General features: G+C 66.0%; 32 protein-coding genes and 1 pseudogene. 19 read left to right on the top strand and 14 right to left on the bottom strand.

The features are described from left to right. The first annotated feature begins 39 nt into the window (after nucleotides 1-39). Nucleotides 40-426 (top strand): hypothetical protein, encoded by a 387-nt coding sequence (locus ACFRJ8_RS03475; RefSeq protein ID WP_377984756.1) that lies wholly within the window; start codon nucleotides 40-42, stop codon nucleotides 424-426. A gap of 22 nt (nucleotides 427-448) precedes the next feature. On the opposite strand, the gene ACFRJ8_RS03480 is transcribed toward ACFRJ8_RS03475, so the two are convergent. Then, complete coding sequence (locus ACFRJ8_RS03480; RefSeq protein ID WP_277525945.1) at nucleotides 449-775, bottom strand: chorismate mutase; 327 nt, start codon at nucleotides 773-775, stop codon at nucleotides 449-451. A gap of 14 nt (nucleotides 776-789) precedes the next feature. Here ACFRJ8_RS03480 and ACFRJ8_RS03485 point away from each other — a divergent pair, with 14 nt between their 5' ends. Continuing rightward, nucleotides 790-1,212: a VOC family protein gene (locus ACFRJ8_RS03485; RefSeq protein ID WP_377984757.1), complete on the top strand. Its 423-nt coding sequence runs from the start codon at nucleotides 790-792 to the stop codon at nucleotides 1,210-1,212. Between the two features lie 51 nt (nucleotides 1,213-1,263). On the opposite strand, the gene ACFRJ8_RS03490 is transcribed toward ACFRJ8_RS03485, so the two are convergent. Further along, nucleotides 1,264-2,010 (bottom strand): SOS response-associated peptidase, encoded by a 747-nt coding sequence (locus ACFRJ8_RS03490; protein ID WP_377985177.1) that lies wholly within the window; start codon nucleotides 2,008-2,010, stop codon nucleotides 1,264-1,266. Between the two features lie 263 nt (nucleotides 2,011-2,273). On the opposite strand from ACFRJ8_RS03490, the gene ACFRJ8_RS03495 reads away from it, so the two are divergent. From ACFRJ8_RS03495 to ACFRJ8_RS03510, 4 genes are all read left to right on the top strand, one after another. After that, nucleotides 2,274-2,531, top strand: a complete 258-nt coding sequence (locus tag ACFRJ8_RS03495) for a mycoredoxin (RefSeq protein WP_011692168.1) — start codon at nucleotides 2,274-2,276, stop codon at nucleotides 2,529-2,531. A gap of 122 nt (nucleotides 2,532-2,653) precedes the next feature. Next, a complete protein-coding gene (locus ACFRJ8_RS03500) occupies nucleotides 2,654-3,739 on the top strand; it encodes an S-(hydroxymethyl)mycothiol dehydrogenase (RefSeq protein ID WP_377984758.1) in 1,086 nt (361 codons plus the stop codon). Then, nucleotides 3,736-4,380 carry an MBL fold metallo-hydrolase gene (locus ACFRJ8_RS03505; RefSeq protein WP_377984759.1) on the top strand — a complete coding sequence of 215 codons (645 nt, stop codon included), beginning with the start codon at nucleotides 3,736-3,738 and terminating at the stop codon, nucleotides 4,378-4,380. The genes ACFRJ8_RS03500 and ACFRJ8_RS03505 overlap by 4 nt, the downstream gene beginning before the upstream one ends. Nucleotides 4,381-4,460: 80 nt before the next feature. Next, nucleotides 4,461-4,961: a DinB family protein gene (locus tag ACFRJ8_RS03510; protein ID WP_377984760.1), complete on the top strand. Its 501-nt coding sequence runs from the start codon at nucleotides 4,461-4,463 to the stop codon at nucleotides 4,959-4,961. 23 nt (nucleotides 4,962-4,984) lie between these two features. Here the strand turns inward: ACFRJ8_RS03510 and ACFRJ8_RS03515 are convergent, their stop codons facing one another. Continuing rightward, entirely contained in the window at nucleotides 4,985-5,728 is a 744-nt protein-coding gene (locus ACFRJ8_RS03515; protein ID WP_377984761.1) for an ANTAR domain-containing protein, read from the bottom strand. 52 nt (nucleotides 5,729-5,780) lie between these two features. Next, a complete protein-coding gene (locus ACFRJ8_RS03520; protein ID WP_377984762.1) occupies nucleotides 5,781-6,482 on the bottom strand; it encodes a GAF and ANTAR domain-containing protein in 702 nt (233 codons plus the stop codon). Between the two features lie 326 nt (nucleotides 6,483-6,808). On the opposite strand from ACFRJ8_RS03520, the gene ACFRJ8_RS03525 reads away from it, so the two are divergent. Further along, nucleotides 6,809-7,534, top strand: coding sequence for a GAF and ANTAR domain-containing protein (locus ACFRJ8_RS03525; protein ID WP_377984763.1), 726 nt, complete (start codon nucleotides 6,809-6,811; stop codon nucleotides 7,532-7,534). A gap of 15 nt (nucleotides 7,535-7,549) precedes the next feature. Then, entirely contained in the window at nucleotides 7,550-7,852 is a 303-nt protein-coding gene (locus ACFRJ8_RS03530) for a hypothetical protein (protein WP_377984764.1), read from the top strand. 136 nt (nucleotides 7,853-7,988) lie between these two features. Here the strand turns inward: ACFRJ8_RS03530 and ACFRJ8_RS03535 are convergent, their stop codons facing one another. Then, on the bottom strand, nucleotides 7,989-8,225 hold the full coding sequence (locus ACFRJ8_RS03535) for a hypothetical protein (protein ID WP_377984765.1): 237 nt from the start codon (nucleotides 8,223-8,225) through the stop codon (nucleotides 7,989-7,991). Nucleotides 8,226-8,735: 510 nt separating this feature from the next. Then, on the bottom strand, nucleotides 8,736-9,047 hold the full coding sequence (locus ACFRJ8_RS03540) for a hypothetical protein (RefSeq protein WP_377984766.1): 312 nt from the start codon (nucleotides 9,045-9,047) through the stop codon (nucleotides 8,736-8,738). A gap of 206 nt (nucleotides 9,048-9,253) precedes the next feature. On the opposite strand from ACFRJ8_RS03540, the pseudogene ACFRJ8_RS03545 reads away from it, so the two are divergent. The 3 genes and pseudogenes from ACFRJ8_RS03545 to ACFRJ8_RS03555 form a co-directional block, all read left to right on the top strand. Further along, nucleotides 9,254-9,559, top strand: a pseudogene (locus ACFRJ8_RS03545) (VOC family protein); the annotation flags it as partial. 199 nt (nucleotides 9,560-9,758) lie between these two features. Then, nucleotides 9,759-10,013 (top strand): hypothetical protein, encoded by a 255-nt coding sequence (locus tag ACFRJ8_RS03550; RefSeq protein ID WP_377985195.1) that lies wholly within the window; start codon nucleotides 9,759-9,761, stop codon nucleotides 10,011-10,013. Nucleotides 10,014-10,077: 64 nt separating this feature from the next. Continuing rightward, nucleotides 10,078-11,520, top strand: coding sequence for an AAA family ATPase (locus tag ACFRJ8_RS03555; RefSeq protein ID WP_377984767.1), 1,443 nt, complete (start codon nucleotides 10,078-10,080; stop codon nucleotides 11,518-11,520). 302 nt (nucleotides 11,521-11,822) lie between these two features. Here the strand turns inward: ACFRJ8_RS03555 and ACFRJ8_RS03560 are convergent, their stop codons facing one another. After that, nucleotides 11,823-12,611 (bottom strand): GNAT family N-acetyltransferase, encoded by a 789-nt coding sequence (locus ACFRJ8_RS03560; RefSeq protein ID WP_377984768.1) that lies wholly within the window; start codon nucleotides 12,609-12,611, stop codon nucleotides 11,823-11,825. Between the two features lie 65 nt (nucleotides 12,612-12,676). Then, complete coding sequence (locus ACFRJ8_RS03565) at nucleotides 12,677-12,910, bottom strand: hypothetical protein (RefSeq protein WP_377984769.1); 234 nt, start codon at nucleotides 12,908-12,910, stop codon at nucleotides 12,677-12,679. A gap of 148 nt (nucleotides 12,911-13,058) precedes the next feature. Here ACFRJ8_RS03565 and ACFRJ8_RS03570 point away from each other — a divergent pair, with 148 nt between their 5' ends. Continuing rightward, nucleotides 13,059-13,904, top strand: a complete 846-nt coding sequence (locus ACFRJ8_RS03570) for an alpha/beta hydrolase (protein WP_377984770.1) — start codon at nucleotides 13,059-13,061, stop codon at nucleotides 13,902-13,904. On the opposite strand, the gene ACFRJ8_RS03575 is transcribed toward ACFRJ8_RS03570, so the two are convergent. Then, the gene (locus ACFRJ8_RS03575; protein WP_377984771.1) at nucleotides 13,901-16,453 is read right to left on the bottom strand and encodes an AMP-binding protein; all 2,553 of its coding nucleotides are present in this window, start codon (nucleotides 16,451-16,453) and stop codon (nucleotides 13,901-13,903) included. The two genes, ACFRJ8_RS03570 and ACFRJ8_RS03575, sit on opposite strands and share 4 nt — an antisense overlap. A 213-nt stretch (nucleotides 16,454-16,666) precedes the next feature. On the opposite strand from ACFRJ8_RS03575, the gene efeO reads away from it, so the two are divergent. The 3 genes from efeO to ACFRJ8_RS03590 are packed head-to-tail and all read left to right on the top strand — an operon-like array spanning nucleotide 16,667 to nucleotide 19,646. Then, nucleotides 16,667-17,590 carry an iron uptake system protein EfeO gene (efeO, locus tag ACFRJ8_RS03580; RefSeq protein ID WP_377984772.1) on the top strand — a complete coding sequence of 308 codons (924 nt, stop codon included), beginning with the start codon at nucleotides 16,667-16,669 and terminating at the stop codon, nucleotides 17,588-17,590. Next, the gene (gene efeB / locus ACFRJ8_RS03585; RefSeq protein WP_377984773.1) at nucleotides 17,587-18,978 is read left to right on the top strand and encodes an iron uptake transporter deferrochelatase/peroxidase subunit; all 1,392 of its coding nucleotides are present in this window, start codon (nucleotides 17,587-17,589) and stop codon (nucleotides 18,976-18,978) included. The genes efeO and efeB overlap by 4 nt, the downstream gene beginning before the upstream one ends. Then, the gene (locus ACFRJ8_RS03590) at nucleotides 18,975-19,646 is read left to right on the top strand and encodes a hypothetical protein (protein WP_377984774.1); all 672 of its coding nucleotides are present in this window, start codon (nucleotides 18,975-18,977) and stop codon (nucleotides 19,644-19,646) included. Before efeB ends, ACFRJ8_RS03590 begins: the two co-directional genes overlap by 4 nt. A 14-nt stretch (nucleotides 19,647-19,660) precedes the next feature. Here ACFRJ8_RS03590 and ACFRJ8_RS03595 read toward each other — a convergent pair whose 3' ends face one another. The 3 genes from ACFRJ8_RS03595 to ACFRJ8_RS03605 form a co-directional block, all read right to left on the bottom strand. Then, nucleotides 19,661-20,194: a GNAT family N-acetyltransferase gene (locus ACFRJ8_RS03595; RefSeq protein WP_377984775.1), complete on the bottom strand. Its 534-nt coding sequence runs from the start codon at nucleotides 20,192-20,194 to the stop codon at nucleotides 19,661-19,663. A 23-nt stretch (nucleotides 20,195-20,217) separates the two neighbouring features. After that, nucleotides 20,218-20,478 (bottom strand): hypothetical protein, encoded by a 261-nt coding sequence (locus ACFRJ8_RS03600; protein WP_377984776.1) that lies wholly within the window; start codon nucleotides 20,476-20,478, stop codon nucleotides 20,218-20,220. Between the two features lie 112 nt (nucleotides 20,479-20,590). Then, nucleotides 20,591-21,517 (bottom strand): GNAT family N-acetyltransferase, encoded by a 927-nt coding sequence (locus ACFRJ8_RS03605; RefSeq protein WP_377984777.1) that lies wholly within the window; start codon nucleotides 21,515-21,517, stop codon nucleotides 20,591-20,593. A 181-nt stretch (nucleotides 21,518-21,698) separates the two neighbouring features. Between ACFRJ8_RS03605 and ACFRJ8_RS03610 the strand changes: the two genes are divergently transcribed. From ACFRJ8_RS03610 to ACFRJ8_RS03625, 4 genes are read left to right on the top strand one after another with little or no spacing between them, the layout of a single operon-like run. Next, entirely contained in the window at nucleotides 21,699-21,956 is a 258-nt protein-coding gene (locus tag ACFRJ8_RS03610) for a hypothetical protein (protein WP_377984778.1), read from the top strand. Then, nucleotides 21,953-22,234: a hypothetical protein gene (locus tag ACFRJ8_RS03615; protein WP_377984780.1), complete on the top strand. Its 282-nt coding sequence runs from the start codon at nucleotides 21,953-21,955 to the stop codon at nucleotides 22,232-22,234. Before ACFRJ8_RS03610 ends, ACFRJ8_RS03615 begins: the two co-directional genes overlap by 4 nt. A 57-nt stretch (nucleotides 22,235-22,291) precedes the next feature. Next, nucleotides 22,292-22,777, top strand: coding sequence for a GNAT family N-acetyltransferase (locus ACFRJ8_RS03620; RefSeq protein WP_377984781.1), 486 nt, complete (start codon nucleotides 22,292-22,294; stop codon nucleotides 22,775-22,777). Nucleotides 22,778-22,821: 44 nt separating this feature from the next. Further along, complete coding sequence (locus ACFRJ8_RS03625) at nucleotides 22,822-23,526, top strand: hypothetical protein (protein ID WP_377984782.1); 705 nt, start codon at nucleotides 22,822-22,824, stop codon at nucleotides 23,524-23,526. 10 nt (nucleotides 23,527-23,536) lie between these two features. Here the strand turns inward: ACFRJ8_RS03625 and ACFRJ8_RS03630 are convergent, their stop codons facing one another. Together ACFRJ8_RS03630 and ACFRJ8_RS03635 are read right to left on the bottom strand one after the other, a co-directional pair. Beyond that, nucleotides 23,537-24,862 carry a carboxylesterase family protein gene (locus ACFRJ8_RS03630; protein WP_377984783.1) on the bottom strand — a complete coding sequence of 442 codons (1,326 nt, stop codon included), beginning with the start codon at nucleotides 24,860-24,862 and terminating at the stop codon, nucleotides 23,537-23,539. A 6-nt stretch (nucleotides 24,863-24,868) separates the two neighbouring features. Continuing rightward, nucleotides 24,869-25,576 (bottom strand): FadR/GntR family transcriptional regulator, encoded by a 708-nt coding sequence (locus tag ACFRJ8_RS03635; RefSeq protein WP_377984784.1) that lies wholly within the window; start codon nucleotides 25,574-25,576, stop codon nucleotides 24,869-24,871. Between the last annotated feature and the right edge of the window lie 83 nt (nucleotides 25,577-25,659).

Here is a 25,659-nt window from a genome sequence, read left to right on the forward strand (position 1 = left end):
GGGGTGGACGGACCGTGGCACAGGTAGCAGGATTGAGCCATGAGCTCCCACATCGCACTCCTGAAGCACGTAAAGGTCGCCGCCAAGAATTCAACCTTGGTGGCGACCTTTGATATAGACGGAAATATCCCGGGGCAGGGCGCCTACGTGGTGGGCCTACTGGCAGCCGGGCCGGACTACTCCCATCAGCGCAGACTGGGCATTGAGTTCATGAACGGCGAGGCCGTGTCCTTCTACTACTTCAACCATGACGGCACGGAAGAGAATTTCGACCTCAAAGGCGTGGAACACTCAGGAAACACCATCACCGGAAACTTCCCCATGACAACCGTGCTGGGCCTGCCCAAGGGCCACCTCATGACCGCTTTCAGCGATTGTGACGGCCGGGATTACCAGGCCAACGTGCCTGTCGAAGAGGCCCTCTGAGCCCCCGCCAGGAAGCCTCCTGCTAGGAAGTGGACTTGTACACTTCCAACTCGAGCGTGATGAAGGCGTCGATCATCGCCCGGTAGGTCTTCTCGACCAGTTCGACGTCGATGTCCTTCTGTTCGGCCGTGGCGCGGACGTGTTCAATGACCCGCTCCACGCGTCCGGGTGCCCGGACTTCGGCACTGTCCGCCTTGAGGGTCCCGGCGATCCGGATCAGCCGTTCGCGGCGCCCGATCAAGGCCACGATCTGCTCGTCCACCTCGTCAACAGCCACCCGTACGGCGGCGAGCTGTTCCCGGTCGGCCTGGGCGGTCTTGTCGTCTGCGTGATTTGTGGGCATGTGCATGACAGTATCGAAAGATGCAGCCACGAGTCGACTTAATTTCGCTGGGTGTCCGCAGTGTTGACGCCTCACGTAGCTTCTACGTCGATGGCCTAGGATGGCCGGTCCACCGGGAGGTATCCGGCCAGGTGCTCTTCATCCAGGTCAACCACGGCCTGATCCTCTCGCTCTGGGACGCGGGCCAAATGCAATCCGAAGCGGCCACCGATCCCCCGGCCGGCGTCGCGAGCATCACGCTCAGCCACAATCTGGCCAGCACGGCGGAAGTCGACCTGGTGATGGCCGCCGCCGAGACGGCGGGAGCCCTTATCGTCTCGGCACCGAAGACACAGCCCTGGGGCGGGTACACCGGCTACTTTGCCGACCCCGACGGCTACCGCTGGGAGGTCGCCTTCAACCCCGGCTGGGCGGTCGACGGCGGCGGAAAAGTGACGCTCTGAGGCGGAAAGTCCGGCCAGGGTTCCGGACCCGCGCCAGCCGCCGGCCACTCCCTAGAACAGGCTCCCCACCGGCTGGATGAGTTCCGGGGAGTCATTCTTGACGTTCCCGACGGCGGTGCCGACGGCGTCGATCGTCCAGCCTTCCGCGACATCGTGCGCCCCGGCCCGGACCAGGTCCACGAGTCCGGCCGCATCATCGGCCTCCGGGTCCAGCCACGTCTGCATGGTCTCGCGGTTCATGGGCAGCGGCACCCTGTCGTGAAGCGCGGTCAGCTCGGCCAGCATTCCTCCCGCGTAGCCCTCCGGCGGCGAGTCTGTGGTCATGATCGAGGTCGAGAGCATCCAGCGCTCCGGGTCGCCCTCGGCCTTGGACGGATCCCGCCACCATTCATAGAGCCCCGCGAAGACAATGGGACGCCCGTCCTTTGGATGGACGTAGTAGGGCTGCTTGCTGCGGCCCTCGCCCTTCCACTCGTAGTAGCCGTCCGCGGGGACGGCACAGCGACGGGAGCGGGTCGCCTTCCGGAAGGCGGGCTTCTCCAGCACCGTCTCGCTGCGGGCATTGATCATCTTGGACCCGATTCCCGGGTCCTTGGCCCACGAGGGCACCAGACCCCAGCGCGCAATGTGCAGTTGGCGGGCCGGCTCCCCGTCCACCAGCCGTTCGAGCAGGATCGGCACATCCGCCGTCGGGGCCACGTTCCACGACGGCGGAATCGCGATCTCATCCTCCAGCCCGGCGTCGAATTCGGCCAGCAGGTCTCCGACGGCCCGGGCCATCACGTAGCGTCCACACATGGCACCAGCATGCCACCGCTCCCAGGTCATGTCATCCGCCCCTGGCTCCAGGCTGAGCCCGCCGAGGTCGCCGGAAACGTGCGAAGTCGCCGGAACTTTCCCGCGACTTCGCAGCTTTCCGGCGAATTCGCGTCCGACGGCGTAGCGGGGCGGCACACTCTGCGGGAATAGCGGGCCCCGGGGTACGGTTGTTGGCAGTGACGTACGACTTCAGTGGGGCCGGCCAAAGCGCCGGCCCCAACCACAAGCTTGAGGAGAACTTCGTGGACTTCACCCCCGAATCCGGCACCATCACCATGTTTTCGACCACGTGGTGCGGCTACTGCAACCGGTTGAAGAAGCAGCTGGACGCGCAGGGCATCGGGTACACCGAGATCAACATCGAGGAAGTCGAAGGCACCGCCGATCTCGTCGAGCAGCTCAACGGAGGCAACCGCACCGTCCCCACGGTGCTGTTCCCGGACGGCACCGCCGCCACCAATCCCTCCGCGGCAGAGGTCAAGAGCCGGCTCGCCGCCTAGCCTCTTCCTATCCAAGAACAACACCAAACCACGACGGCGCGGCCTCCCAAGGGCCGCGCCGCCGCCCGTTGTGCCAGTAATTTGTGCGAGAAATCCGCGTTCAGAGCAGAGGAGCTTGTTTCATGGTCCATAAAGTCAAGGCAGCAGTAGTCCGTTCGAAGAATGCCGACGTCACCCTGGAAACGATCCTGGTGCCGGACCCGGGCCCCGGGGAGGCCCTCGTGGACATCCTGACCTGCGGCGTCTGCCACACCGATCTGCACTACAAACAGGGTGCCATCAACGACGACTTCCCGTTCCTGCTCGGCCACGAGGCCACCGGCGTTGTCAGCGCCGTGGGGCCGGACGTCACTGATGTTGCCCCCGGCGACCGCGTGGTGCTGAACTGGCGGGCGGTCTGCGGCGAGTGCCGTGCCTGCCGGCGGGGTCAGCCCCAGTACTGTTTCAACACCCACAACGCCACCCAGAAGATGACCCTGGAGGACGGGACGGAGCTGACCGCCGCGCTGGGCATCGGCGCCTTCGCTGAAAAGACCCTCGTGGCCGCCGGCCAGTGCACTAAGGTGGACCCCGACGCCGATCCCGCCGCCGTCGGCCTGCTCGGCTGCGGCGTCATGGCAGGGATCGGCGCGGCGATCAACACCGGAAACGTCCAGCGCGGCGATTCGGTCGCCGTGATCGGTTGCGGCGGAGTGGGCGTGGCAGCCGTGGCCGGCGCGGCCCTCGCCGGCGCCACCACCGTGATCGCCGTCGACATCGACGCCAAGAAGCTCCAGCGCGCCAAGGAGCTCGGCGCCACCCACACGGTGGACTCCTCCGCCGTCGACCCCGTGGAGGCAATCCGCGAACTGACCGGCGGTTTCGGCGCCGATGTGGTGATCGACGCCGTCGGTCGACCGGAAACGTACAAGCAGGCCTTCTACGCCCGGGACCTGGCCGGCACGGTGGTTCTGGTGGGCGTGCCGAGCCCCGAGATGACGCTGGAACTGCCGCTGCTGGACGTGTTCGGCCGCGGCGGCTCGCTGAAGTCCTCCTGGTATGGCGACTGCCTGCCCTCTCGTGACTTCCCCACCCTGATCAGCCTCTACCGGCAGGGCAAGCTGGACCTGGACGCGTTCGTGACGGAGCGGATCACCATCGACCAGGTCGAGGAAGCCTTCGCGAAGATGCACGCTGGCGCGGTGCTGCGCTCGGTGGTGGAACTGTGAGCGCCCGGATCGACCGGCTGGTCACCTCCGGAACGTTTTCGCTCGACGGCGGGACGTGGGACGTTGACAACAACGTCTGGATCATCGGGGATGACACCGCCTGCGTCATCATCGACCCTGCCCACGATCCCGCTGCGGTGGCCGCCGCCGTGGCGGGCAGGAAGGTCACGGCAATCCTGCTCACGCACGGCCACGATGACCACATCCGCGCCGTGGGCGAGGTCCGGACGCTCGTGGACGCGCCCGTGTACCTGAACCGGGAAGACTGGATGCTGTGGGAGCAAGTGTTCCCCGGCACCGTGCCGGACCACGCCATCGCCGACGGCGACACGTTCGAGGTCGCGGGGGCCAGGCTGGTGGCACTGCATACCCCCGGCCACTCGCCTGGATCCGTGTGCTTCCTCCTGGAGGGCGAAGGCACAGAAATTGAAACCACTGTGTTTAGCGGGGACACGCTGTTCAAGGGCGGACCGGGAGCGACCGGCCGGTCCTTCAGCGACTTCCCCACCATCATCGAGTCCATCCGGAACCGGCTCCTGCCGCTCCCCGCAGAAACAGTGGTCCGGACCGGTCACGGGGATCCGACGACCATCGGTGACGAGGCCCCGCACCTTGAGGAATGGATCGCGCGCGGGCACTGACCGCGCCCGCAGCCATCGACGTCCGCGGTGGTCCGGAGCGGATTTCCGGACCGGACCACCGCGCCATAAGATGTGGGGCCATGAGCCTATCCCCAAGCCTGCAACCCACAACCTTCACTGCAGACCTGCGAACCCAGTTCGACGCCTTCCTGGATGAGCACCGGACGGCGCTGTACAACTGCCTCGACGGGCTCTCAGAGGAGGAGGCCCGGGCGTCGCTTGTGCCATCGCGGACCACCCTGCTGGGGCTGGTCAAGCACGCCACCTTTGTGGAAAAGGTGTGGTTCGACGAGGCCATCACGGGCAGGGACCGGCAGGCGATCGGCATCCCGGCCAGCCCCGATGAATCATTCATCCTGACGGAGGCAGACACCGTCCCGGGAGTCCGGGCCGCTTACAGCCAGGCCTGTGAGGATTCACGCCGCCGGGCAGCTTCCGTCGCCTTGGACGACGTGGTCACGGGCAACCGGCGCGGTCCGCTGCCGCTTCGGTGGGTCTACCTGCACATGCTCAGGGAACTCGCCCAGCATTGCGGTCACGCGGACATTCTGCGCGAGCAGATCCTCGCAGCACGCTCCTGACGGCGCCGGCCGCGCGGCGGTTCCTACAAGTCGAAGCGTGAACGAAGATCCGTGGTGCCGGCAATTGCCGCAACAATGGATGCCGCGACTTCGCGCAACTTGATGTTCCGAGCGTTGGAGGCTTTGCGGAGCAACGTGAATGCCTCATCCGGCGGACACCTGTTCTGGGCCATGACAACGCCAATAGCCATGTCGATGACCGTACGCGATTTCATGGCGGACGCGAGGTCGTCGCGGGCGTCCCTGAGGCGGCCGATCCGCAAGCTCAGACGCAGCGGCCGGGAGACCTGCCGGGCAGCGTTTTCTGCCGTGAGGATCTCTCCGTCCGTAAATCCGGAACCGTGCGGGGCATAAAAGCTCAGGGCGGCCAGGCCTTCGGCGTCCAGATCGATGGGGACCGCCAGGACAGCACCGCATCCCCGGTCCGCGGCCGCTTGACTGAATTCTTGCCACCGGCTCTCGCGCGTCACGTCCCCGACATAAACCGTGCGTGCTTCGCTCATGGCGGCGATGCAGGGGCCATCGCCTGCCTCGACCTGTTGCTCTTCGAGTTCGAATGCCTTCTGGCTGCCGGCGCCGGTGGCGGCGGGTTTCTTTGGCCTCGCGACAGTTACGGCGCAAATTACTTCCCCATCAGCGTGGGATAGCCCATTGGCTAAGTGCTGGGCCAGTTCGCCCAAAAATTCGTCCAAGTCCCCGCTCGACAGTACAAGGTCCTGAAGCTGCTCCGCGGTCCCGTCAACAAAACGCTGCTCTGCAAGTTCCACCTCGGCTCCTTCCGGCCGCATGCCCCCAAATCATGCTACATCGAGGGCACCGTTACCGGCCGGTTGGGTCTTCACCCCCGCGATCAGCCGGACCGGCGTCTGGCGCGGCCCCGGCGATGATGTCAGCGGCAATGTCATGCATCCGCGTGTCCTTGATGGTGGCTGCACGGCTTATCAACGCCAAAGCCTGGTCGTGGCTGCAGCGATTCTGGGCCATGACGAGTGCGACGGCGGCGTCAATCACGGCACGCGATTGCAGAGCCGACCGCAGATGTTCCGGGTAGGGAGGGGCCGGATGAACCCTGAGGGCAAGACGGAGAATGTTGGAGATCGACGCCGCGTATTCCTGCACCTGTTCGACGGTGCCGGGTTCAAAATCCCCCGATTCGGAGGAGTAACAGTTGAGCGCCGCCGCCGATCCGGCGTCAGTGCTAATCGGGACGGCGAGTACCGATCGGACATTCTCCTCGGACATGGCGCGGGCGTAGGCAGTCCAGCGCGGATCCGTCCCCGCATCGGTCACACGGATGGTCTGAGCGGTCCGCAATGCGGTCAGGCATGGGCCTTTGTGAAGGCTGAGCTGGATTTCATCCAAGCGTTGCGCTTCGGGTCCACTACTTGCGACAGTGGCTGGACTGCCGTCGCGTTCCACGGTTATGGCACACATCCTGGCGTTCTTGCCGCCTAACGCGGTAGCCGCCAGTGTGGAAAGGCTGAGGAGGAAATCGATGAAGCCCGGGCTCTCCAGCAACATGTCTTGGAGCTGTTCCGCGGTCGGCGCAGCCCCTGATTGTGAAGTGACGGCGTCCTCTTCCTGTGGGTCGCCCTTGCAGGAGCCCTGATTGCGGGTGCGCGCTCTAGTTCGTACGCAACCTAGTGCGAAGAACGTCGGCCGGTCGAACTCTCCGGGGGAATCTCCTCTTTCCACACTACGCGCGCTGCGGCGTGCTGAACAGGGCGCGGTGAACGGGGTCGACTCATGGGAAAGGGCCGCGTGCCCGGTTATGCTGGAAAGCGCAGCCGCAGCGCCCCCGCCACGGCATAGTAAACACGGCACAGTAAAACCTGTCGAGGTAGAACATGGATATCGACCTGCCCTTGGCAGAGGAACTCACGGTGGTCTTCGCCCGCGCCTCCAAGTTATTGCTGACCGAGGAAACGGTCGCGCACGCCCTGCAGTTGATCACGGACGCCGCCATCGCCGCCATTCCCGGAGCGATGGGAGCCGGAGTCAGCCTGATGAAACCCACGGGCCAACGGCTCACGGCTGCCTCCTCGGGCGGCGAGATCGCTTCAATGGCGGACGCGCTGCAGTTTGAGCTTGGCGAAGGTCCGTGCCTGACAGCGTGGGCAACTGGGGAGGCTGTGCTCGTCAGCGATGCCTCTGCCGATCACCGGTGGCCCGCCTGGAGTGCGGCGGTCGCTTCCATGGGCATCGGGTCGGTGGTCAGCAGCCCGCTCCTGACCGGGACCACTGCGGTGGGAGCAGTTAAGGTCTATGCCGGCGCATCGGACCACTTCGACGATCACACCGTCCGACTGCTGGCCCTGTTCGCTGAACAGGCATTGTTGTTCGTGGTGCACGCGCAGGCCCGGGAAGCTGCCGCCGTCCTGAGCGAGCAACTCCAGCACGCCCTGTTTCAGCGCGACACCATCAGTGTGGCCAAAGGCATGCTGATGGCACGGGACAAGACCGGTGAGGACGACGCCTTCCGGACCCTGATCGCCATGTCACGCCGGTCGGGGGAAACTTTGCATGAGACCGCAGCGGCATTAGTCCGCTTCTCTGCGTCGTCCAGCACGTAAATACAAGGCGGATCTATGGCCTTGAGCAATGACGAAAGCGAGCAAAGACGCGGGATTGCTGCTTCGCTTCCTTACACCGGGCTCAACCTCGATGAACTTTGGCTGAAATACTTCACCCTGGGCGGACAAGCCGGCGAGTTGGAGGTGGAGGCCTACCTGCACGGTGCAATGTCGCTGCCGGACCTCCAGCGAGACATACTGGCCCACGCTGTCAACGAACGATTGAACGCGCTGGACTCCCCCGCCCCGCGGGCCCCCTACAGCAGGCCGGCTACGGGCACGGCAGAAGAGGGGACCGAACCGGACCAGCGCCCGTGATGTGGTCCGGTCGTGCGTCCCGGGCCCGCGCCCTCCGGCGCCAGCCGGGGACGCGGCATGCTTTGCACCATTGAGTGCGTTTAGCGCGGATGCGGCCACCCCCGATACGTTGCTTAAGAGCCGCATCCGCGCTGGTCTAAGGGAGGCCTGGATCAGGCTTTTGGTCCTGCTTGCCGGACCGTCGGCGGGCGTGTCCGCGGCGTGATCGCGCCCCGACCAGGTTCAGACGCAACTGGCGCCGCCGGCCGCGCCCGCGCAGTTCCGCGTTGATGATCAGCAGGAGCTCAGACGCTGCAGCGTCATCTGCCGGTTCCTGGCTGTTCGCCAGCGCCTGCCGGAGCTGCAGGAGGTCGCCCGTGGGCACTTGTGGCAAGTGCCGGAAAGTGTAAAAGATCCTGCTGCCGGGGCGCCGCTGCGAGCCTGTGCCGATCATGCTACAACGCCCCAACCAGGCTCCGTTGGGGCGGCGAGGCTGTGGGCGGTCAAGTACTCGAGCTTCACGGCGACAGCGAGAGAGTCCGCGTCAGCAGTGACGGTGACATCGAGTCTGGTGGGCATGAGGCAGGTACTCCCGCAACGAGGTGAGCGGCCTCTTCCTGACCAAATTCAGAATATCAATTGCCTTTGCCCCGCAAAAGGAAAAGAGAGTAACAATTCATATGCGACTTTTCGTGACACGGGTCTCGGGTTCCCGGTGGTGCGTAGTCAGCCCCCGGGCATTCCGCGACGCATACAGGCCAGCTGAAACCGGCACCGGGCGCGGACACAGCAGGCCAACTAATTCAGAGATCGACGTCGAACCTGTCTCTTGATCCTGCGTTGCGTAAGCCTTCGGCACCTCAATGCACCCGCTGGCCCAGCTCGTTTGAGTGCGCCGACGCCGTCATTTCGTGGACGGAGAGTACTCCGGGTAGTAGCGCTGGATCTCTTGAACGGTCTTGCCGGCCTTCACCATTCGCTCAATGGACATCATGCTCCGGACTTCCTCGTCAGAGGATTTGGTGCTATTCCAAGCACCCATGGTCCGGTAGCAGAAGTCATTCGGATTGTTCAGCCTGGCCTCGTTGTAGCACTCCGTGTGGTCCGATGCGTCAGCAGCAGTGTCAACCGGCGGCGCCTTCGACGTTCCGAAAGCAGCTGACAGCCCCAGTGCCAGAAGTGGAGTGAGCGCTAGGGCTGCAATTCCAGATTTCATTCCCTTATTCATGGTCCCCCCAAAAAGCCAGAATATCTTTGCGAGCCTACCCCACGGGGACGGCCCTGGATGAAGATGTTTTCTTCCTTTCGGTTTTGTGAATCCTTTCTGGAACCCTGCCGACGCCAATACGGTCTTGCTTGAATGAGGGGACATGAGAAACAATGCTCCCGCCGAACCTGCCCCGGTCGAAAGGATTTTCTTCAATGACAGCGCGAGATACGTCCTCAGTCGGTGCGCCGTGCTGGGTCGACACTTTACAGCCGGATCCCCGTGCCGCCCGAGACTTTTACGGTCCGCTGTTTGGCTGGAGTTTTGACGACCCAATGCCGATGCGGTCTGGCCTCACTGGAGACTATTTCGCCGCACGCCTCGGCGGGCGGCTGGTGGCCGGCATCGGACAGGCACCGCCGGAATCGCCTCCTGGATGGATCACCCACGTGCGTGTCGACGACGTCGGGGAAGCCTTGGCCCGTGCCGAGCAGGCGGGAGGCAAGCGCCTGGCACGGTTTAGGGCCGGCTCCCGCGACGGCGTTGTTTTGCTCACCGACGCCACTGGCGTTCCGTTCGGCCTCCAGGGCGCCGGAGCGAACGGCGGTGCCGAGGTGGCCAATGAGCCCAATGCCTGGGCCATGAGCTCGCTGCACACCACAGATGTCGGGCGGGCCCAGGCGTTCTACGGCGCAATGTTTGGGCTGGGAACTCGACTCGGTGCCGAACGCTCCCTTCTCGCGGTGGCTCCGCTCGGGTCGGCTCGTGGCGGTCGCGACGGCCACCGACGGCGTCGCGGTCCCGCCGCATTGGAGCGTCAATTTCGCTGTCCGCGACGCGGACGCCATCGCCCAGCACGCCGTAGCACTGGGTGGCGGCATTCTGATGGCACCCGTGGACACACCGGGATTTCGCAGCGCCGTGATCAGGGACCCCCAGGGCGGCGCCTTCGCAGTCAGTGCAATCGCCGGCTGACACTTCGGTCCGCCCGTCTCCCTTAAGCGTCAAGACTGGAATGCGGCGCTGGTAGGGTCAGCCCATGGATGAAAATTTGGGGAAGTTCATCGACAATTTCGCTCGGCTGGTGGAGCTCGCACAGTCCGGGCAGCATCGGGTGCAACGGGGAACCCAGCTGTTGAAGACGCTCACCGACCACTTGGCGGTCCAGGCAGAATCAGTGGCCGTGGTGGTGGAGGAGATTCCGCCGCATCGGTTCGTGGACGCGGACATCCTGATGGAGGAACTCGCCGCAGAGGACCCCGAGTTCCGGCTCGTGGGCATCGGCGGCGGAGACCAAAGGCACCATCATTCGCTGAGCGACATGTTGCAGCAGTCCCAAATGTTTCCCCAATACCCCCTGTCCCAGCCGGACTACGCCAACCTCGCTGTCGGTCCGGACCAACAGCGGCAGGCTGTGGCCCTGGGACTGTGGCTTTTCAGCCACGGCGGCAGTCCAATCGCAGTACTGCAGCGGGACGCCAACCCCCGGTATGGGAGGCAGTCCGCTTCCCTTGAAGTTTTGGCCGGCGCGACGGATCAGGCCGCACACTTCCTCTCGGAGTTCCGCCGGCGGATGCAGCACCGCAGCGTGCTCAAGGGGCAGGTCATTTCCTTGGTGATGGGCGAGTATGGTCCCAGCGCGGCCGGGGTGACCTTTCATGCCCGGCCGGCCCTTGCCGCGTCCGATGTCATCTTGCCGGACGGCCTGCTGGAAAAAGTGTCGGACCATACCCTAGGCATCGCCGAGCACCGGGAATCCCTCAACAAGTACGGCCAGCACCTCAAACGCGGCGTCCTGCTCTATGGCAGGCCGGGGACCGGCAAGACCCACACGGTGCGGTATTTGTTGAGTCGGAGCGACGGTGTCACAGCAATCCTTCTTTCAGGGGGATCGCTGGCCAGGATCTCAGAAGCCGCCGCCATGGCCAGGGCTCTGCAGCCCTCCATCGTCGTTCTTGAGGACTGCGATCTCATCGCCGAGGACCGCAGCTTCGGGCACGGACCCCAGCCGCTGCTGTTCGAGGTGCTGGACGCCATGGACGGATTGGCCAGCGACGCCGATGTCGCGTTCGTCCTCACCACCAACCGGGTGGACATGCTTGAACGCGCTCTGGCACAGCGTCCCGGACGGGTGGACCTGGCCGTGGAAATTCCCCTGCCGGCTCAGCCAGAGCGGATCTCGCTGATCAGGCTTTATGCCCGGGGTATCCCCTTCAGCCCGCACGCGATTGCAGATGCCGCCGCACGCACCGAAGGCACCACGGCCTCATTCGCACGCGAACTCGTCCGCAGGGCGGTCGTCGCCGGCGCTTTGGAGGGCGTGCCGGTCGCGGACAATCATTTGGCGAAGGCTGTGGAGGACCTGATGGCCGACAGTGCCGCCCTCACCCGGAGCCTCCTTGGCAGCGGCGCCGGGGGCGACACTGAGGGCAGTGGAGGACCGTTCCCCGGGCCGCCGGCAACCTTTTATTCCGGCGGCTAGGAAAAGCGTTCCCACGCTGATTGCCGCGTCATACCCAGCGCCGCGCCGATGCGCGCCCAGCTGACGCGCCTTTGACGCGCGGTCCCCACCCAGGCCCTCAACCGGTCTTCGACTTGTGAGGTGACGGCGGCGATTTCCGGGAGGTGGGCCAGCAGTTCATCATCGGTCATTCCCGCCCAGGGGGCGGCCGCCGGAGAGCAGTGCTCTGGATCTGGGCACTGCTCGCCGGCGCCTCTGCAATCCCTATCGTGTTCTCGCCGATGCGGACCTGGACAACAATCCCGGCGGACGTGCCTGGGCCGTTAGCGCCGCCAGCGGTAGGGGGTGGTTGTTGACACCCGGTGTAAGCCGTAGCGTTCCAGAATCGGTCGCGAATATTCTGTCGAGTCGCTGTGGATTAGTTGCTTGCCGAGCGTTAGCGCGGCTCGAGCCCGGGCCGCCGTGAGGGCCCGATAAATGCCCAGGCCACGCCATTCTGCACGCGTTGCTCCGCCCCAGATGCCCGCGAAATTGGTGTCCCCTACCGGCTCGAGGCGGCCAGCGCTCACAATCGCCCTGTCGTGTTCGGCAACCCACAGTTCCATGCCGTCGTCCAGGGCCACACGACGCAGGATTGCGTCGGCATTGCCCTCGGAGACGTCAGTGCCGAAAACCTCGTCCTGCATTGCGCTCATGGCGCGAATGTCCCGTTCTTCGGTCACCCGCCGCAGGCTGATGCCGGACGGGAGCCGCACTTCCACATCCAACGCGCTGGCCGGCCCGATCATGACCGACTCGGTCTCATCCGGCTCAAACCCGTTGTCGAGCAGTGCGTCATGGAGCCCGGGCGCGTGATCGTGGCCCCGGGTTTTCCACTCAACCCGCACGATCGCCGGATCGCTGCGGTAGAACGCGAGCGCTTCGACCACCCAATGGGCGATCGTCGGGGCGCTGGCGCCGTCGAGATCCTGGTACGTCACGAAGCCTCTGCCGCCTGCGAAGGTCACCAGACGCAGCGGGCCGAGCCGCTCGACGGCGATGGCACTGGGTGTCTCGGCATCCGTACGTAGTTGCTGGTCGTAGGCCATAAGGAGTTCTTCAGAAAGGGTCATCGGCCTCCACGGTACATTGTCCGGGGCCGGACGGGTCGTTGGACGGCTACCGGCAAATGTGTCCCTTAGCGGGTGATGGTCAGCGGCTTCACAGGCAGCACACACGACATCCGCATGACAGGGACCTCCCTCGCCACGCGGTTGTTCCTGCCGGTGTCATCGCACCAGTCAATGTCGTAGGGCACTGCGGTTACCGCGGCATCCCCCGCGGCTGTCCGGGCGGGTACGACAAACGTGTAAGTGAACCCACCGGCGTCGCTCATGGCGGAGGTGGTGTTGGGTTTTCTCCGGTTCAGCACGTTGTCTCCGGTACAGCAGCAGAAGCCCACGGTTGCCCGAATTCGTACCCGAACTGTTGCCGGCATGCGCCGGGGCCGCGGCCAAATGGAGCCGCCGCCCGCATGGCAACGACTCCCGCCCTGCCGCGTCGGGCCTATGATCGGGGCCATGGGATCACCCGGAATTACCCGACGCAGCCTGCTAGGGCTCGGAGCTGGCGCCGTGGCAGCGGCGTCGGTCGCGGAGTGCGCCGGCCCGGGGACGTCCGGGGCGGCACCACCAGCCCCGTCCATCACCATGCGCAGCGGCAGCTTCACCTCGCGGTTCCGGCCCCAGGAACCCACCGGCTGGTCACTGGCGGTGCCGGGATCCACCGACGGCGGCCGTACCGGCTCCTTGCCCGCTGCCCTGTTCCTGCATGGCACGGGCGCGGACCACCGCATGGTTTTCGACGAGCTGGACGCGGGCGGCGTCCTAGCCCGGCATGTGGCCGGCGGAGGGATGCCATTCGCGATCGCTGCCATCGACGGCGGCGAAACGTGGTGGCATCGCCGGGAATCCGGAACCGACACGCAGTCCATGCTGGTGGAGGAATTCGTCCCGCTGCTGGCCCGCCAAGGACTCGACACCGGCAGGCTCGCCGTGTTCGGCCTGTCGATGGGCGGCTTCGGCGCCCTGCTCCTGGCCTCCCAGCACCGCGTCGCCGGTCTCCGCGCCGTCGCCGCGATGAGTCCCGCCGTCTGGAGCCTGTACGACGCCGGCCGGTCCGACAACTTCGACAGCGCCGCGGACTTTGCGGCCAACGACATCTTTGCCCTGCGCCCGGAGCTGGGGCCGCTGCCGAAACGAATCGACTGCGGCACGGCGGACAACCTGCTCTTCAGTGTGCAGGACTATGTGAAGGACCTGCCGGGCGCACACGAGGGAGGCTTCCGGGCTGGCGGACACGACAGCGGCTACTGGCGCTCCATCCTCCCGGATGTCCTCGCTTTCCTGGGCAAGAACCTGGCTTAATGCTGGCTGCGAGCGCGCAAAGGACGTGCGGAAAAGCGCCCGGCGGCGCGTGCCCGCCGTCGGCTGACTGCGCCCATCACCCGCATGCAGAGCGCCCAATAGGCTACTCCCACGGCGAGTGAGACTGCGACGGCCAGCACGGGGCTGGTCGCGGCGAGCGGCGGGTAGACCACCCAGTGGACCAGGTACGCGTAGAGGGAAGCGCTGGCCAGCATCATCATGAGGCGGCGAAGGCCCCTGGGCACCGGGACGCTGGGCAGCCAGATGAGCAGCAGGATTCCGACAAGGAGCGTGCACTCCCGGGCCGGGTTCTCGAAGAATCCCGGAACAGTCAACGCAGCGATCACCGAGGCAATGCAGCGCTGGGCTACGGTCCGGGACCGCGCAATGGCCCAACCCAAGGCGAAGAGCCAGAGCGCAGGCGCTGTGTGCGGTACGCCGGGGTTCACCAGCTCATAGCGGGTCAGGAGCCCCGCGCCGGTCAGCGCCAGCGGAAAGAGCAAGGGGAAGCGCCGCTCCGTGCGGTCCGCCCACGGAATGGCCAACAGCGCCATCGCCCCCACCAGCAGGTAGACAAGAATCTCGATGAACCAGAAGTGCCACTGGGTGGTCACCGCCTCCGGCCCGAGTATGGCGTTGAGCAGCAGGATATTGGCGGGCGCGTAGTTATCGGTGATCAGGTAGGCCACCGCGATGAACGCCATGCTCGGCACCACGATTCTTGCCACGCTGGCCAGCTGCCGCCGCAGCCGCGGCACCCTTGGCCCGGAGAGCTGGAAGCGTGCGAAGTTGTAGCCGGCCACGGCCATGAGCACGTGGGCCGCACCCTGCCAACTGAACAGGCCGACGTGGGTGCTCACGATCAGGACAATCCCTACGGCCCGGAGCACGATGCTCGTTTCGACCGGAGCGAAGAACCGGCGCCGCTTCCGGACCGGCGCGGTACGGGGCCGGGGCTCGAGGTCCCGGATCGGAGTCACGTGCCAGTCCGGCGGGAGATGGCCCAGGGCTTGTTCCAACCGGACCGACGCGGCCACGTAGGACAGTGAGTCCCCGCCCAGGGAGACGAAGGTGTCGCCGTCGCCGATCTCGGCGCACTCCAGGGTGTCCTCGAAGATCTTCCGGACGCTGTCCGGCGCGGTTTCGGCCCCTGGCTCAGGTGCCGCCCCTGGTTTCGGCCCGGACAGGGCCAGAACGGCCGGGTAGTCCAGTTTGCCCGTGGCCAGGCGCGGGAGATGCTCGACGGCGTGCACCTCGAGGGCCGCGCGCGGCAGTCCCATACCCTGGGCGAGCACCTTGGCCAGCAGCTGCGCGTCCTGGTCGCCCTCAACGGCGACAACGACGCCGTCGTCGGTCCCTGCGCTGGCCGCCTGCACCCCGAGGTCCGCCAGGAGCCGCTCCACCTGTCCCAGGTCAACACGCAGTCCCACGATCTTGACGAACCGACTGCGCCGGCCCACCACCTCGTAGACGCCTGCCGGGTGTCGCCGGGCGAGGTCGCCGGTGCGGAGTTCGGTGATGGTCCGGCCCGCGGCGAGGTCCTCCGGGCTCTCGGCATAGCCGAGCATGACGTTGGGGCCGGCGTAGACGAGTTCGCCATCCTCCAGCCCCGGCACGGGGTCGATGCGGAACGATCCGCCGGGCACGGGAATGCCCACCGCGCCCGGCACTTCGGCCGCCAGCTCCGGCGGGAGGTACGCCATCCGGGCCGTCGCCTCGGTCTGGCCGTACATCACGAAGAATTCCCAGCCGTTCCGGCGGCCCAGTTCCGCGTATTTCCTCACCAATTCCGGCGCCAGCCGGCCCCCGGCCTGGGTGATGTAGCGCAGGCTGGGCAGATCCATTTCCGCGAACCCGACCCGCTCCAGCAGTTCAAAGGTGTACGGCACGGCAGCCAGCGAAGTGGCCCCGCGACGTCGGAAGAGATCCCAAAAGCAGGGATCAACCACGGAAAGGTCAGTGAGGACCAGGCCGGCACCGCGGAGCAGGTAGCTGTTGATCACCGACAAGCCGTAGCAGTAGGACAGGGGCAGCGTCGTCGCTGCGCGATCATCAGGGCCGATTGTCAGGTACTCCGCAATCGACTCGGCGTTGGACTGCAGGTTCGTGTGCGAGAGGCGGACGAGTTTGGGTGAGCCCGTGGATCCAGACGTGCTGAGCAGGAGCGCCAGGTCCGGATGCAGCTCGTGCCGCGTGCCGGGCCGGCGTTCCTCCAGCACCGTCCGCCCTTCCCCGGGTCGCATGACGACGTCGGGGTCGTAGGCCGCAACCAGGGCTTCCAAGGCGGCGGGTTTGTCCTCGGGCAACAGGATCAGTGGGTGTCCGCCCACCAGCGCAGCCAAGTAGGCGACGATCGAGTCGACGTCGTTGGCTGCGGCCAGCGCCACAAGGCGCCGCTCGGTGCCGAGCCGGACGGCCAGGTCATCGACGCGCTCCGCCAGCTCCCGGTAGGTCAGTGCGAAAGTCTCGGTGAGGATGGCAGGGCTGTTCCCGTAGCTCGCAAGATCGGCGGCAAAGGGCACCCGCATGAAATCAAGCTGCGTGGTCACCCGGACGATGTTATTAGATAAGGCTTACCTAAACCAAATTAGGGCACGAAAGGTTTGCGTAATCGTCCGGAGTGGGTATCCTCCTTACTTAGGCGCCCCTAAGTGCGGGTTTCCCCAGCATCGTCGCCGGAGGGATCCGTACGTCCAACGGCCCCGTACGCTTCCGCACTACCACCGCTCGTCGTTCCGTCCCACCGAACCAAAGGAAACACCATGCCCAGTATCCCCCTGTCCAAAACCGCCCCACGGGTCCGGAAGATGCTTGCCCTGGTTGCGGCGGCAACCGCCGTGCCGCTGGCCTTGGCCGGCTGCATGGACAGCCCAAAAACCCCGGGCGCAGCCGACGGGTCGAACCCGGTGACCAGCACGCAGGCCGTCGACGCCGGGCTCCAGGAACTCCTGGACACCGGCACACGGCAATACTCGGCGTACGTAAAGGATGAAACCAACCAGCTGCTGGACGGCACGAAGGCGTTTGCGGAGGCCTACGCCGCCGGGGACGCGGCGAGGGCCCGCGGTCTTTATGCCGCCACGCGCATGCACTGGGAACGCATTGAGCCGGTGGCCGAGTCCTTCGGCGACCTTGACCCCAAGCTCGATGCCCGCGAGGCCGACCTGGAACCCGGCCAGGAATGGACCGGCTGGCACCGGGCCGAAAAGGACCTGTTCCCGCCCTCGGGCCACACCCCCCTCACGGTGGCGGAGCGCGCCGACCTTGCCAGGCAGCTCGTGGCCGACACCGAGGACCTGGCCCAGCGGACCCAAACCGTGGAACTCTCGGCGGACAAAATCGGCAACGGCGCCAAGGAACTCCTGGATGAGGTAGCCACCGGCAAAGTCACCGGAGAGGAAGAAATCTGGTCGCACACCGACCTCTGGGACTTCCAGGCCAACGTGGACGGGGCCCGGGTCGGGTTCGAAAGCTTGAAGCCCGTGCTGCAGCGGAAGGACCCGGCGCTGGCCGAGGCACTCGAGGCAAAGTTCGCGGCCTTGCAGGCCGGGCTCAAGCAGCACTCCAAGGGCGAAGGCTTCGCCTACTACAACCAGCTCAGCCAGGCGCAGGTCCAGCAGCTCGCCTCCCTGGTTGATGCCCTGGGCGAGCCGCTGGCCAAGCTCACGTCGGCAGTAGTCTTGTGAGCGGTTGCCCCTTCGGCGGCAGCACCGGCCAGACGCCCGACGCCGGCACACCGGAGCCAGCGGCCGCTGCGGGGCCGCCGTCAGCGGCAGCCTCGGGGAACAGTGGTCTCCCCCGCCGCGGGATGTCCCGCCGCGGACTCTTGTCCCTCGCAGGTGCCGGCGGCGCGGGCGCCGTCGCCGGGCTGGCGGCGGGTTTCCTCGGCCACGACGCCGTCGAGGCCGCGACTGCTCCGCTGGCGCGGACCGGCGACATCATCCCGTTCCACGGTGACCGCCAGGCCGGCATCGTCACGCCGGCCCAGGACCGCCTTCACATTGCAGCGTTCGACGTCGTCACGGAGGACCGCGCAGAGCTCATCCGGCTCCTTAAGGACTGGACCGCAGCTGCCGCGGCGATGACCGCGGGACGGGGCACGGGCAGCAGCGGCGCCGTCGACGGCCCCTACGACGCGCCTCCGGAGGACACAGGCGAGACCCTGGACCTTGGGGCCGGAAAGCTCACTCTCACCTTCGGGTTCGGCGCGGGCCTGTTCGAAAAAGACGGAAGGGCCCGCTTTGGTCTGGATGGACGCCGCCCGGAAGCCCTGATCGACCTGCCGCACTTCCCCGGCGATGATCTCCAGCCCGCACGCACCGGCGGCGACATCGTGGTGCAGGCCTGCGCCGACGACCCCCAAGTGGCGGTCCATGCCATCCGGAACCTGTCCCGGATGGGATTTGGCCAGACGCGCGTCCGCTGGTCACAACTGGGGTTCGGCCGGACCTCCTCCACCTCACGGTCCCAGACCACCCCGCGGAACCTCTTCGGTTTCAAGGACGGCACCAGCAACCTCAAAGCCGAGGACACCGCCCTGCTGGACCAGCACGTGTGGGCCCGCCCGGGAACCCGCCCGGACGAGGCCTGGATGACCGGCGGCACCTACCTCGTGGCGCGCCGGATCCGGATGCACATCGAAATCTGGGACCGGACCTCACTGCGCGAACAGGAAGGCCTGATCGGCCGCACCAAGGGCACGGGATCCCCGCTCTCGGGCGGCGAGGAATTCACCGACCCCGACTTCGGCATCACAGGGCACGGCGGTGAACCACTGATTCCGCTGGACGCCCACGTGCGGCTTGCGCACTCGAGCCGGAACGACGGCGTCAAGATGCTCCGGCGCGGCTACAACTACACGGACGGATCGGACGGGCTGGGCCACCTCGACGCCGGACTGTTCTTCATCGCCTTCGTTACAGACCCCAGGACGCACTACGTGCCGATGCAGCTGGCCATGGCGAAGGAAGACACGCTTGCCCTGGAGTACCTTAAACACACCGGCTCGGGTCTGTTCGCGGTTCCCCCGGGTACCAGGGCGGGGGGCTTCATCGGCGAAGGGCTCTTCGCATGACGGCGGCCGTCACCGATGCCGGACTTGCGCCCGCAAGCGAGGAACCGGGTCAACCGAACGGCGCAGAACCCAAAGGCACTGAACGTCCCGGACCCGGCATCAGCGGGCCCGGGAGGCCCACCGGGAAGCCAACCCTGAAACTCGTGCTGCTGGGATTGGGGTGCTCGGCGGCATGGCTGGCGTCCGTGCTGACCGGCGGGTTCCTCGACCCCGGGCCGGCGATCCACCGGATCGCACTCGCGGCCCATATCCTGGCCCTCGTGCTGTCCTTCGGCGCCATCCTGGTGCTCGACTGGGTGGGTCTGCTGTGGCTCCTGGGCCGCCGCGACGTCCACGACACCCATCGGCTCGATTCCGCCGCGCAGCCGCTGATCTGGGGCGGGCTGGCCATCCTGCTCATTTCCGGCGCGCTGCTGCACCCCGAGCTGTCCAGCCCTCCGACGCGGATCAAACTCGCGAGCATCCTGGTCCTCATGCTCAACGGGCTGGTCCTGGCCCAAACCATGAAGCAACTGCACCGGCTGCCGCGGGGAACCTTGTTCACAGGAATGGCAGCCGGTCTGCGGGCCCGCCTGCTCGCGGCTTTGTGTATCTCGCAAACCTGCTGGTGGACGTCCGTGCTGGTCGGATTGCTCAACAGCACGCTGCGGCGCTGGACGGGCGCATGAGGCAAGTCCTTCGGTTATCCCGCCGGCGGGAAGATCCTGCTGTGGCGGTTTTCGGCCACCGGCGGATCGAATCTGGTGTCTTCCAGGATCCCGCCGTCGTCGAGCCAGCGGCGGTTGCTGTAGAAGCTGATGGCCCGAGTGTTGCTTTTCTCCACCCAAAGAAATGCCCGCCGGTAGCCCAGTTCGACGAACTTTTGTTCTGCGGCCGCGAACAGGACGGAGCCCGCTCCCCGCGCCCAGCAGCCCGGATGCACATTGATCGCGTGGAGCTGGCCGGTCTCCGGGTCCGAGTCGCCGGCGGCAGGACCGAGGATTGCGAAACCCACAACCTCATGGCCGCTCTGGACGACGAGGTGAATAATCCCTTCCCTGGGCTCCAGGATGTTCCGGCGCCACGCAGACGCTGCCCGGCCGACGTCGAGACCGTCAAGATACGCATCGGTCATGACTCCCTGGTATGCGGCCCGCCTGGCCGCAATATGGACCTCGGCCAGACGGGCGGCGTCGTCTTCGGTCGCTGCCCTGACGCGGATATCCGGAGTGGTCACGATCCCGAATCTATCAACCCAGTTCAGCGGTGCCGCGCGGCGCGCACCAGACGGCGGGCAAGATAGACGATGACGACGACGCTGACTGCGGCAAGCAGCCACGTGCCTGCCGGGCCAAGGACCGGGCCACTCGTGCAGGTGCTGACGGCGCCCGACTCCGCGGTGTAGTCGATGCACTCGCCAGTCCGAAAACCGATCAGCAAGGCGTCGACGGCAATCACCAGAAGGATGGCTAGTGCCCAGTGCCGCGCCGGACGCCGGCGCAGCAGACGCGTTTCCTCCATGACACCCCTCCGCAGCTTCATAATGGAGCTGGCCGGTAGAACACCTGGCTGACATCACAGCACGAATCGGGTGCTCTGGCGAGACCCAGTTCATAGCCCGCTGAACCTGGAATCAACTCCCGGGGAAGGTTTCGGTCCCCGCGATGGTGGGGGTAGTTTCGTTTCGGCCCATGGTGGGCAGGCGTGGCGCTGCGGGGATTTCGAGGAGCTCCAGCGTTCTGCCTGTAACAGCCGGAATGCGTTGGAGAGTCGGAAAGAAGTGTGGGTCGGTGATGTGCCCGTCAAACAAGACCGGGGTGCCGCCGGCGTTCACCAGCACTTCCGCCATGCAGGCGGCGACGTCGGCGCGCGCCAAGCGGTTGGCCGGATCCAGGGATTCGCATACTGCCTCGACTGCCGGATCCCCGCCTGTACCGAAGACAAAGCATGCAGCAGTAATCCGGTCGTTCCTGATGGCGAACATGCTTCGGGACGCATCCAGCTCGGTCTGGATCATGGGTCCGAATTCGGCGAGGAGGGCACTGCGCGTTCCAGTAGGCGACCAAGATGCGTGAACGATCTCATACATTTTCGTCCAGGCTTCAGTCAGTTGTTCCAGCGGTAGCCGGTCGCCGGCGCGGATGTCGTCCCGGCGGTTTTCGAGCGCCCATCGGCGCACCTCGATCCGTGAGGTCTTGACCCGCTCAGGCGGGCACACCTGATAGCGCACGGCGCCAAGTGATTTGTAGAACTCGTGGGCAATCGTGCCTGGGTGGGCTTTGACCGACAGCGGCATGCAACGTCGGCTTTGGAGGGATGTCACCAGTGCCGAGCCGATGCCCTGTCGCCGGAATTGCTCGGCGACGAACACGAACACCGGGTCCCGGGTCGGATGGACGCGGTTGGTGGCCGAGACGGCGATGCCCGCTAGCTCCCCCTTGATCTTCGCCACGAGCGATGATCCCCCGACACGCCATTCGTCGGCCCGGGCCCATGGTGAGTCGGCCGCGAAGCGATCCGCATCAGCGGCCGTCGCTGGTTCGATCAGCCGTTTCCCCATACCGCTGACCATAGCGGATCACTCAGCCGCCGCTCAGAAACAGCAAGAGAGTCTTCCGGCCGATTCCTCCAGCGCGGTACCCTTCACCGACACCCTGCTTGCCTTTCCCTGGCACGATGAAGCACACATCGACCTCCGGCTCAGGGGAGTCCGGCAGATCATTTCTTGGAAGGTCCTCGCCATGTCAGACCCTGAACTTTCCGCTCTCCGGGCACGGGCCGCTTACGGTGACAACGACGCCATAGGTGAACTCATCGAGCTTGCCGCGGAGCGGGAAGACTTCGACGAGCTGCGGCGCCTTGCGGACGGCGGCAGCAAAGACGCTGAGGATCAGCTCGTTGAACTCGCCACTGAGAAGGAAGATTTCGAGGAGCTGCGGCGCCTGGCATCCGCCGGAAATACGGACGCCGCCGAAGTGCTGGCCGAACTCGCTGAGTGACCTTTCCCGCGCAACGGCAGAATCGCGCAGCCGAAATTGACTACGTCATTACCCGCTGGAGCATCTATGCTGCGTTCAGTCGTAAACGCGGCGTCGATACTGGGGGTTTGACATTGGATCTTGGCTTGCTCGTTGCGATTCTCTACTGGGCCTTTCCCGTGGCAGCGTTTTTCGTTCTGGCACGAACCGTGTTCCGGCTGAACACCTATCTGAAGCTGCGGATCGCCCAGCTTCGCGCTGAGGCGTTGGCCGCCGAGGCAGCAGGGCTCCCGCACTAATTTCAGGTCGCTGGATTGGTTTCGTATCGGTGACTAGCTCGAGGGAAGGAGCGGCCCGTGAAGCTCGAAGGGCTAGTGGTGCGTGCAGCGAGGCCGGAGGACGCGGCCGAGGTTCGTCGGCTGTCCATTTTGTTCACACCAGCCGCACAGGAGGTCTCGCCTGAGGCTTTCCACAGCCGTTTCGCTCAGTTCCTGGCCGACGCCTCATGGTGCCTCCCCGTGGCACAGGGACGCGGCAGGTTGATCGGCTATGGCCTGGCACAGGACTTCGGGCCTGGCCTGCGGGCTACCTTCACCACGGGCCGCGTCCACGACGTCTTTGTCGATCCTGACACACGCCTGGGCGGCACCGGCAAGGCTCTCATGAACTTTATCTTCGACTGGTCGCGAGCCCGGCCACAACCAATGATCCTGGACTGGCAGGCAAGTCCGTCAGCCATCGGCTTCTATGAGGCCCTTGGGTTCACGGCCGATCGAGTTGGCGACTTTCGCGAGTACCCGGGTTTCACCCTTGACCACCGAGTCGGACAGCGCGTGCGGTAGATTGCACTCATCCCGACGACGATTCGGGCAATGGAGGGGGACCATTGAAGGCATCACAAGAGCAGCAGCACCCGCCGCAGGCGAACTGCTCAGCATCCACCGAGCGCTCCGCCCGTGGAGTAAAAACGCACCGCTCGGCGTCGGGCCGCCCTGTGGCCGCGGCCGTTTGGGCTGCTGCTGCCGGCACCCTGTGGTGGCTGGTGGCCAGCGGAGAAACCCGGGCCGCGATGGACGCCGCACCTTGGCTGGTGCTGGTGTCCTGGTTGGTCTATGTAGCCCAGTGGCGGCCGTGCCTGCGCGCTGATGGCGGCGGCTTTACCCTGATCAACGGTCTCCGCGACCACCGCATACCCTTCGAAACAGTCCAGGACGTCGAGGTCCGCTACGCCGTCACTGTCAGGGCCGCAGGCAAGAAGTATGTGAGCTGGGGCGCTCCCACCCCGCCGGGCTCGTTCGCATCCGGCTTTGAGCACGTCAGCGACCTGAAGAGCCGGCCCTACAGCATGCTGCCGAGCAATGAACGGTTCAGCCAGCAACAGCCCGCGGTGACCACCGGCCGTGACGAGATCGCCCAGTCGTGGCAGGACGCCCGCGCCGCCGGCCTCCGCTCCGCCAACGACACCGTAACCCCAACCACCGTAACCCCAACTACAGGAACCCCAACCACAGTAACCACAACATGGAACCGTCCTATGATCGCCCTCGGCGTCGTGGTGCTCCTCTGGGTGGTCGCTGCCCAGCTGTTCTAGCCCAATTGTTCTAGACCGAGCGGTACCGGAGTGAGCCGGGAATCTCTCCCTGAGTCCCCAAGCCTTCGCCGTAGGCGAACCGTGCCCACAGCGCCCGCATCGCCCGGCCGTGCGCATTGATCTCCTCCCAGGTGGCGCCCGCCAGCAGACCGGCACCCTCCCAGGTCCGTTGGTGCCCGAAGAGCAGCGGCAGGTCGACCGTGTGCGCGGCGCCGTACAGATTTCCCGGTGCGCGCCAGGACAGCACGTAGCGGTGGGCCCGCCCGCCCGCACGCACGTGGCGCCGGGCAAACTGCCTGGCCGCTTTGCCGTACACCATTTCCGTGACCACCCACGTGACTGCCTTGAGCACCGCGCTGCCGAGCACGGGAACCCTCGCCACCCGGCCCAGGTGCGGGCTTCGCGGCAGAAACAGCCGGGCCTCCTCCGCGGTGTGGCCGATCAGGATGTCGATCCCTGGGGCAGCCGCATTCCAGGCCCCGTCCAGCGCGGATTCCTCCGGCAGGGGTGCATGCCCGTACTGGATCCCGAACGGCATGGCAGCCATCAGCCCGAACTTCCGCGCCGCCCGCGCAACATCTTCTTCGAGGGCGACGACGTCCATCGCCGGAGTGCCGGCGGTGACCGCTTCCGCGGCGACACCCATGGCGGCGTTCATCTTTTCCCGGCCCCGGGTAATGCCCAGCGGGGCACTTTGGATGATGGCCCGCTGGAAGAGCGACGCCGCGCCCGGCGTCGCCATGAGGTGCGCGACGGCGTCGCCCCCTGCGGATTGCCCGAACGCGGTCACCCTGCCCGGATCGCCGCCGAACGCTGCGATGTTGCGCTGCACCCACTGGAACGCCTCGATCTGGTCCAGCAGCCCCAGATTGGCGGGCCGGCCGGTGCTCGTGGACAAATAGCCGAAGAGGCCCAGCCGGTAGGTCACCGAGACCACGATCACCCGGGTTTCGGCAACCAGCGCCGCCGGGTCGAAGATCGCCAGATCCCCCGATCCGGAGGTGTAAGACCCGCCGTGCAGCCACACCATCACCGGCAGCCGCTCATCGTCCACGAGATCGGCAGGCAGGGTGATGGACAGCCGCTGGCAATCCTCGCTGCCGGGCAGTTCTCCGTAGCGGGTCCCGAGCACGTCGTCCAGGAAGGGCACCGGGGCCTGCGGGCACGCCGGAGCCAGGGATGTCGCCTCGAGCGTCTCGGACCAGTCCGCGGCCGGGGCGGGCGGCTGAAACCGCTCCGCGGTGGCGTAGGGAATGCCGGTGGCCCGCACGACGGCGCCGTCGCGCCATCCGGCGACCGGGCCACACGGCGGATCGAAGGAAAGATTCACAGTCATCCCGGCTTAGCTGTTCTTCAGCAGGGCAACGTCGGAGACAAGCTCAATGTGCTCGAGCATCGCCGCCGCGGCGGCCGCCGAATCGCCGGACCTGATCGCGTCAGCGATCTTGCGATGGGAGGCGAGCGACTGCTCAGGCCGCCCGGGCTGCCCGAGGGATTCGAGGCGCGTTTCCAGGACCATTCCGGCTATGAAGGTCATCAACTGGGCCAAGACTGCCGAGTGGGCCGCGGCGGTTACGGCCTGGTGGAACAGCTCGTCGCCCCGCGCACCCCGTTCTCCCGAGGCGACTTCCGCGGCCATGGCTTCGAGGGCGTGATCGATGGCGTCCATATCCTGCTCGGTGCGCCGGGCCGCGGCCAGCTCGGCCAGCTTGACCTCTAGGGTGCTCCGCGCTTCAACGATCTCGGGCAGCCGGCTGCGGTGCTCGCGGAGGCCCTTGATCACGGACGGAACGTTGGGACGGTAGACCAGCACCGCTCCGGTGCCGTGCTGGACGTCGATCACGCCGAGCACTTCGAGGGCCACCAGGGCCTGCGCCAGGGTTGCCCGGGAAACCCCCAGCCGCTCGGCAAGCTCCCGTTCAGCCGGCAGCGTGTCGCCGGGACCCAGCTCGGCGGACTCGATGAAGTCCATGATCTGCTCCACCAGCTGCTCGTAGAGCCGGGGCCGCGAAACGCGGGAAATCTGATGCGTTGCCGCCTGCTTTGCCATGCGCGTCCTTCCAGCCTGTCCTGACCCCTAAGACTACCGGAGAACTATTGACAAAGACACCTAGTGTCTAGGAGGCTAGGCCA

The sequence above is a fragment of the Arthrobacter sp. NPDC056886 genome (assembly GCF_042788715.1).
Classification (GTDB): Bacteria; Actinomycetota; Actinomycetes; order Actinomycetales; family Micrococcaceae; genus Arthrobacter.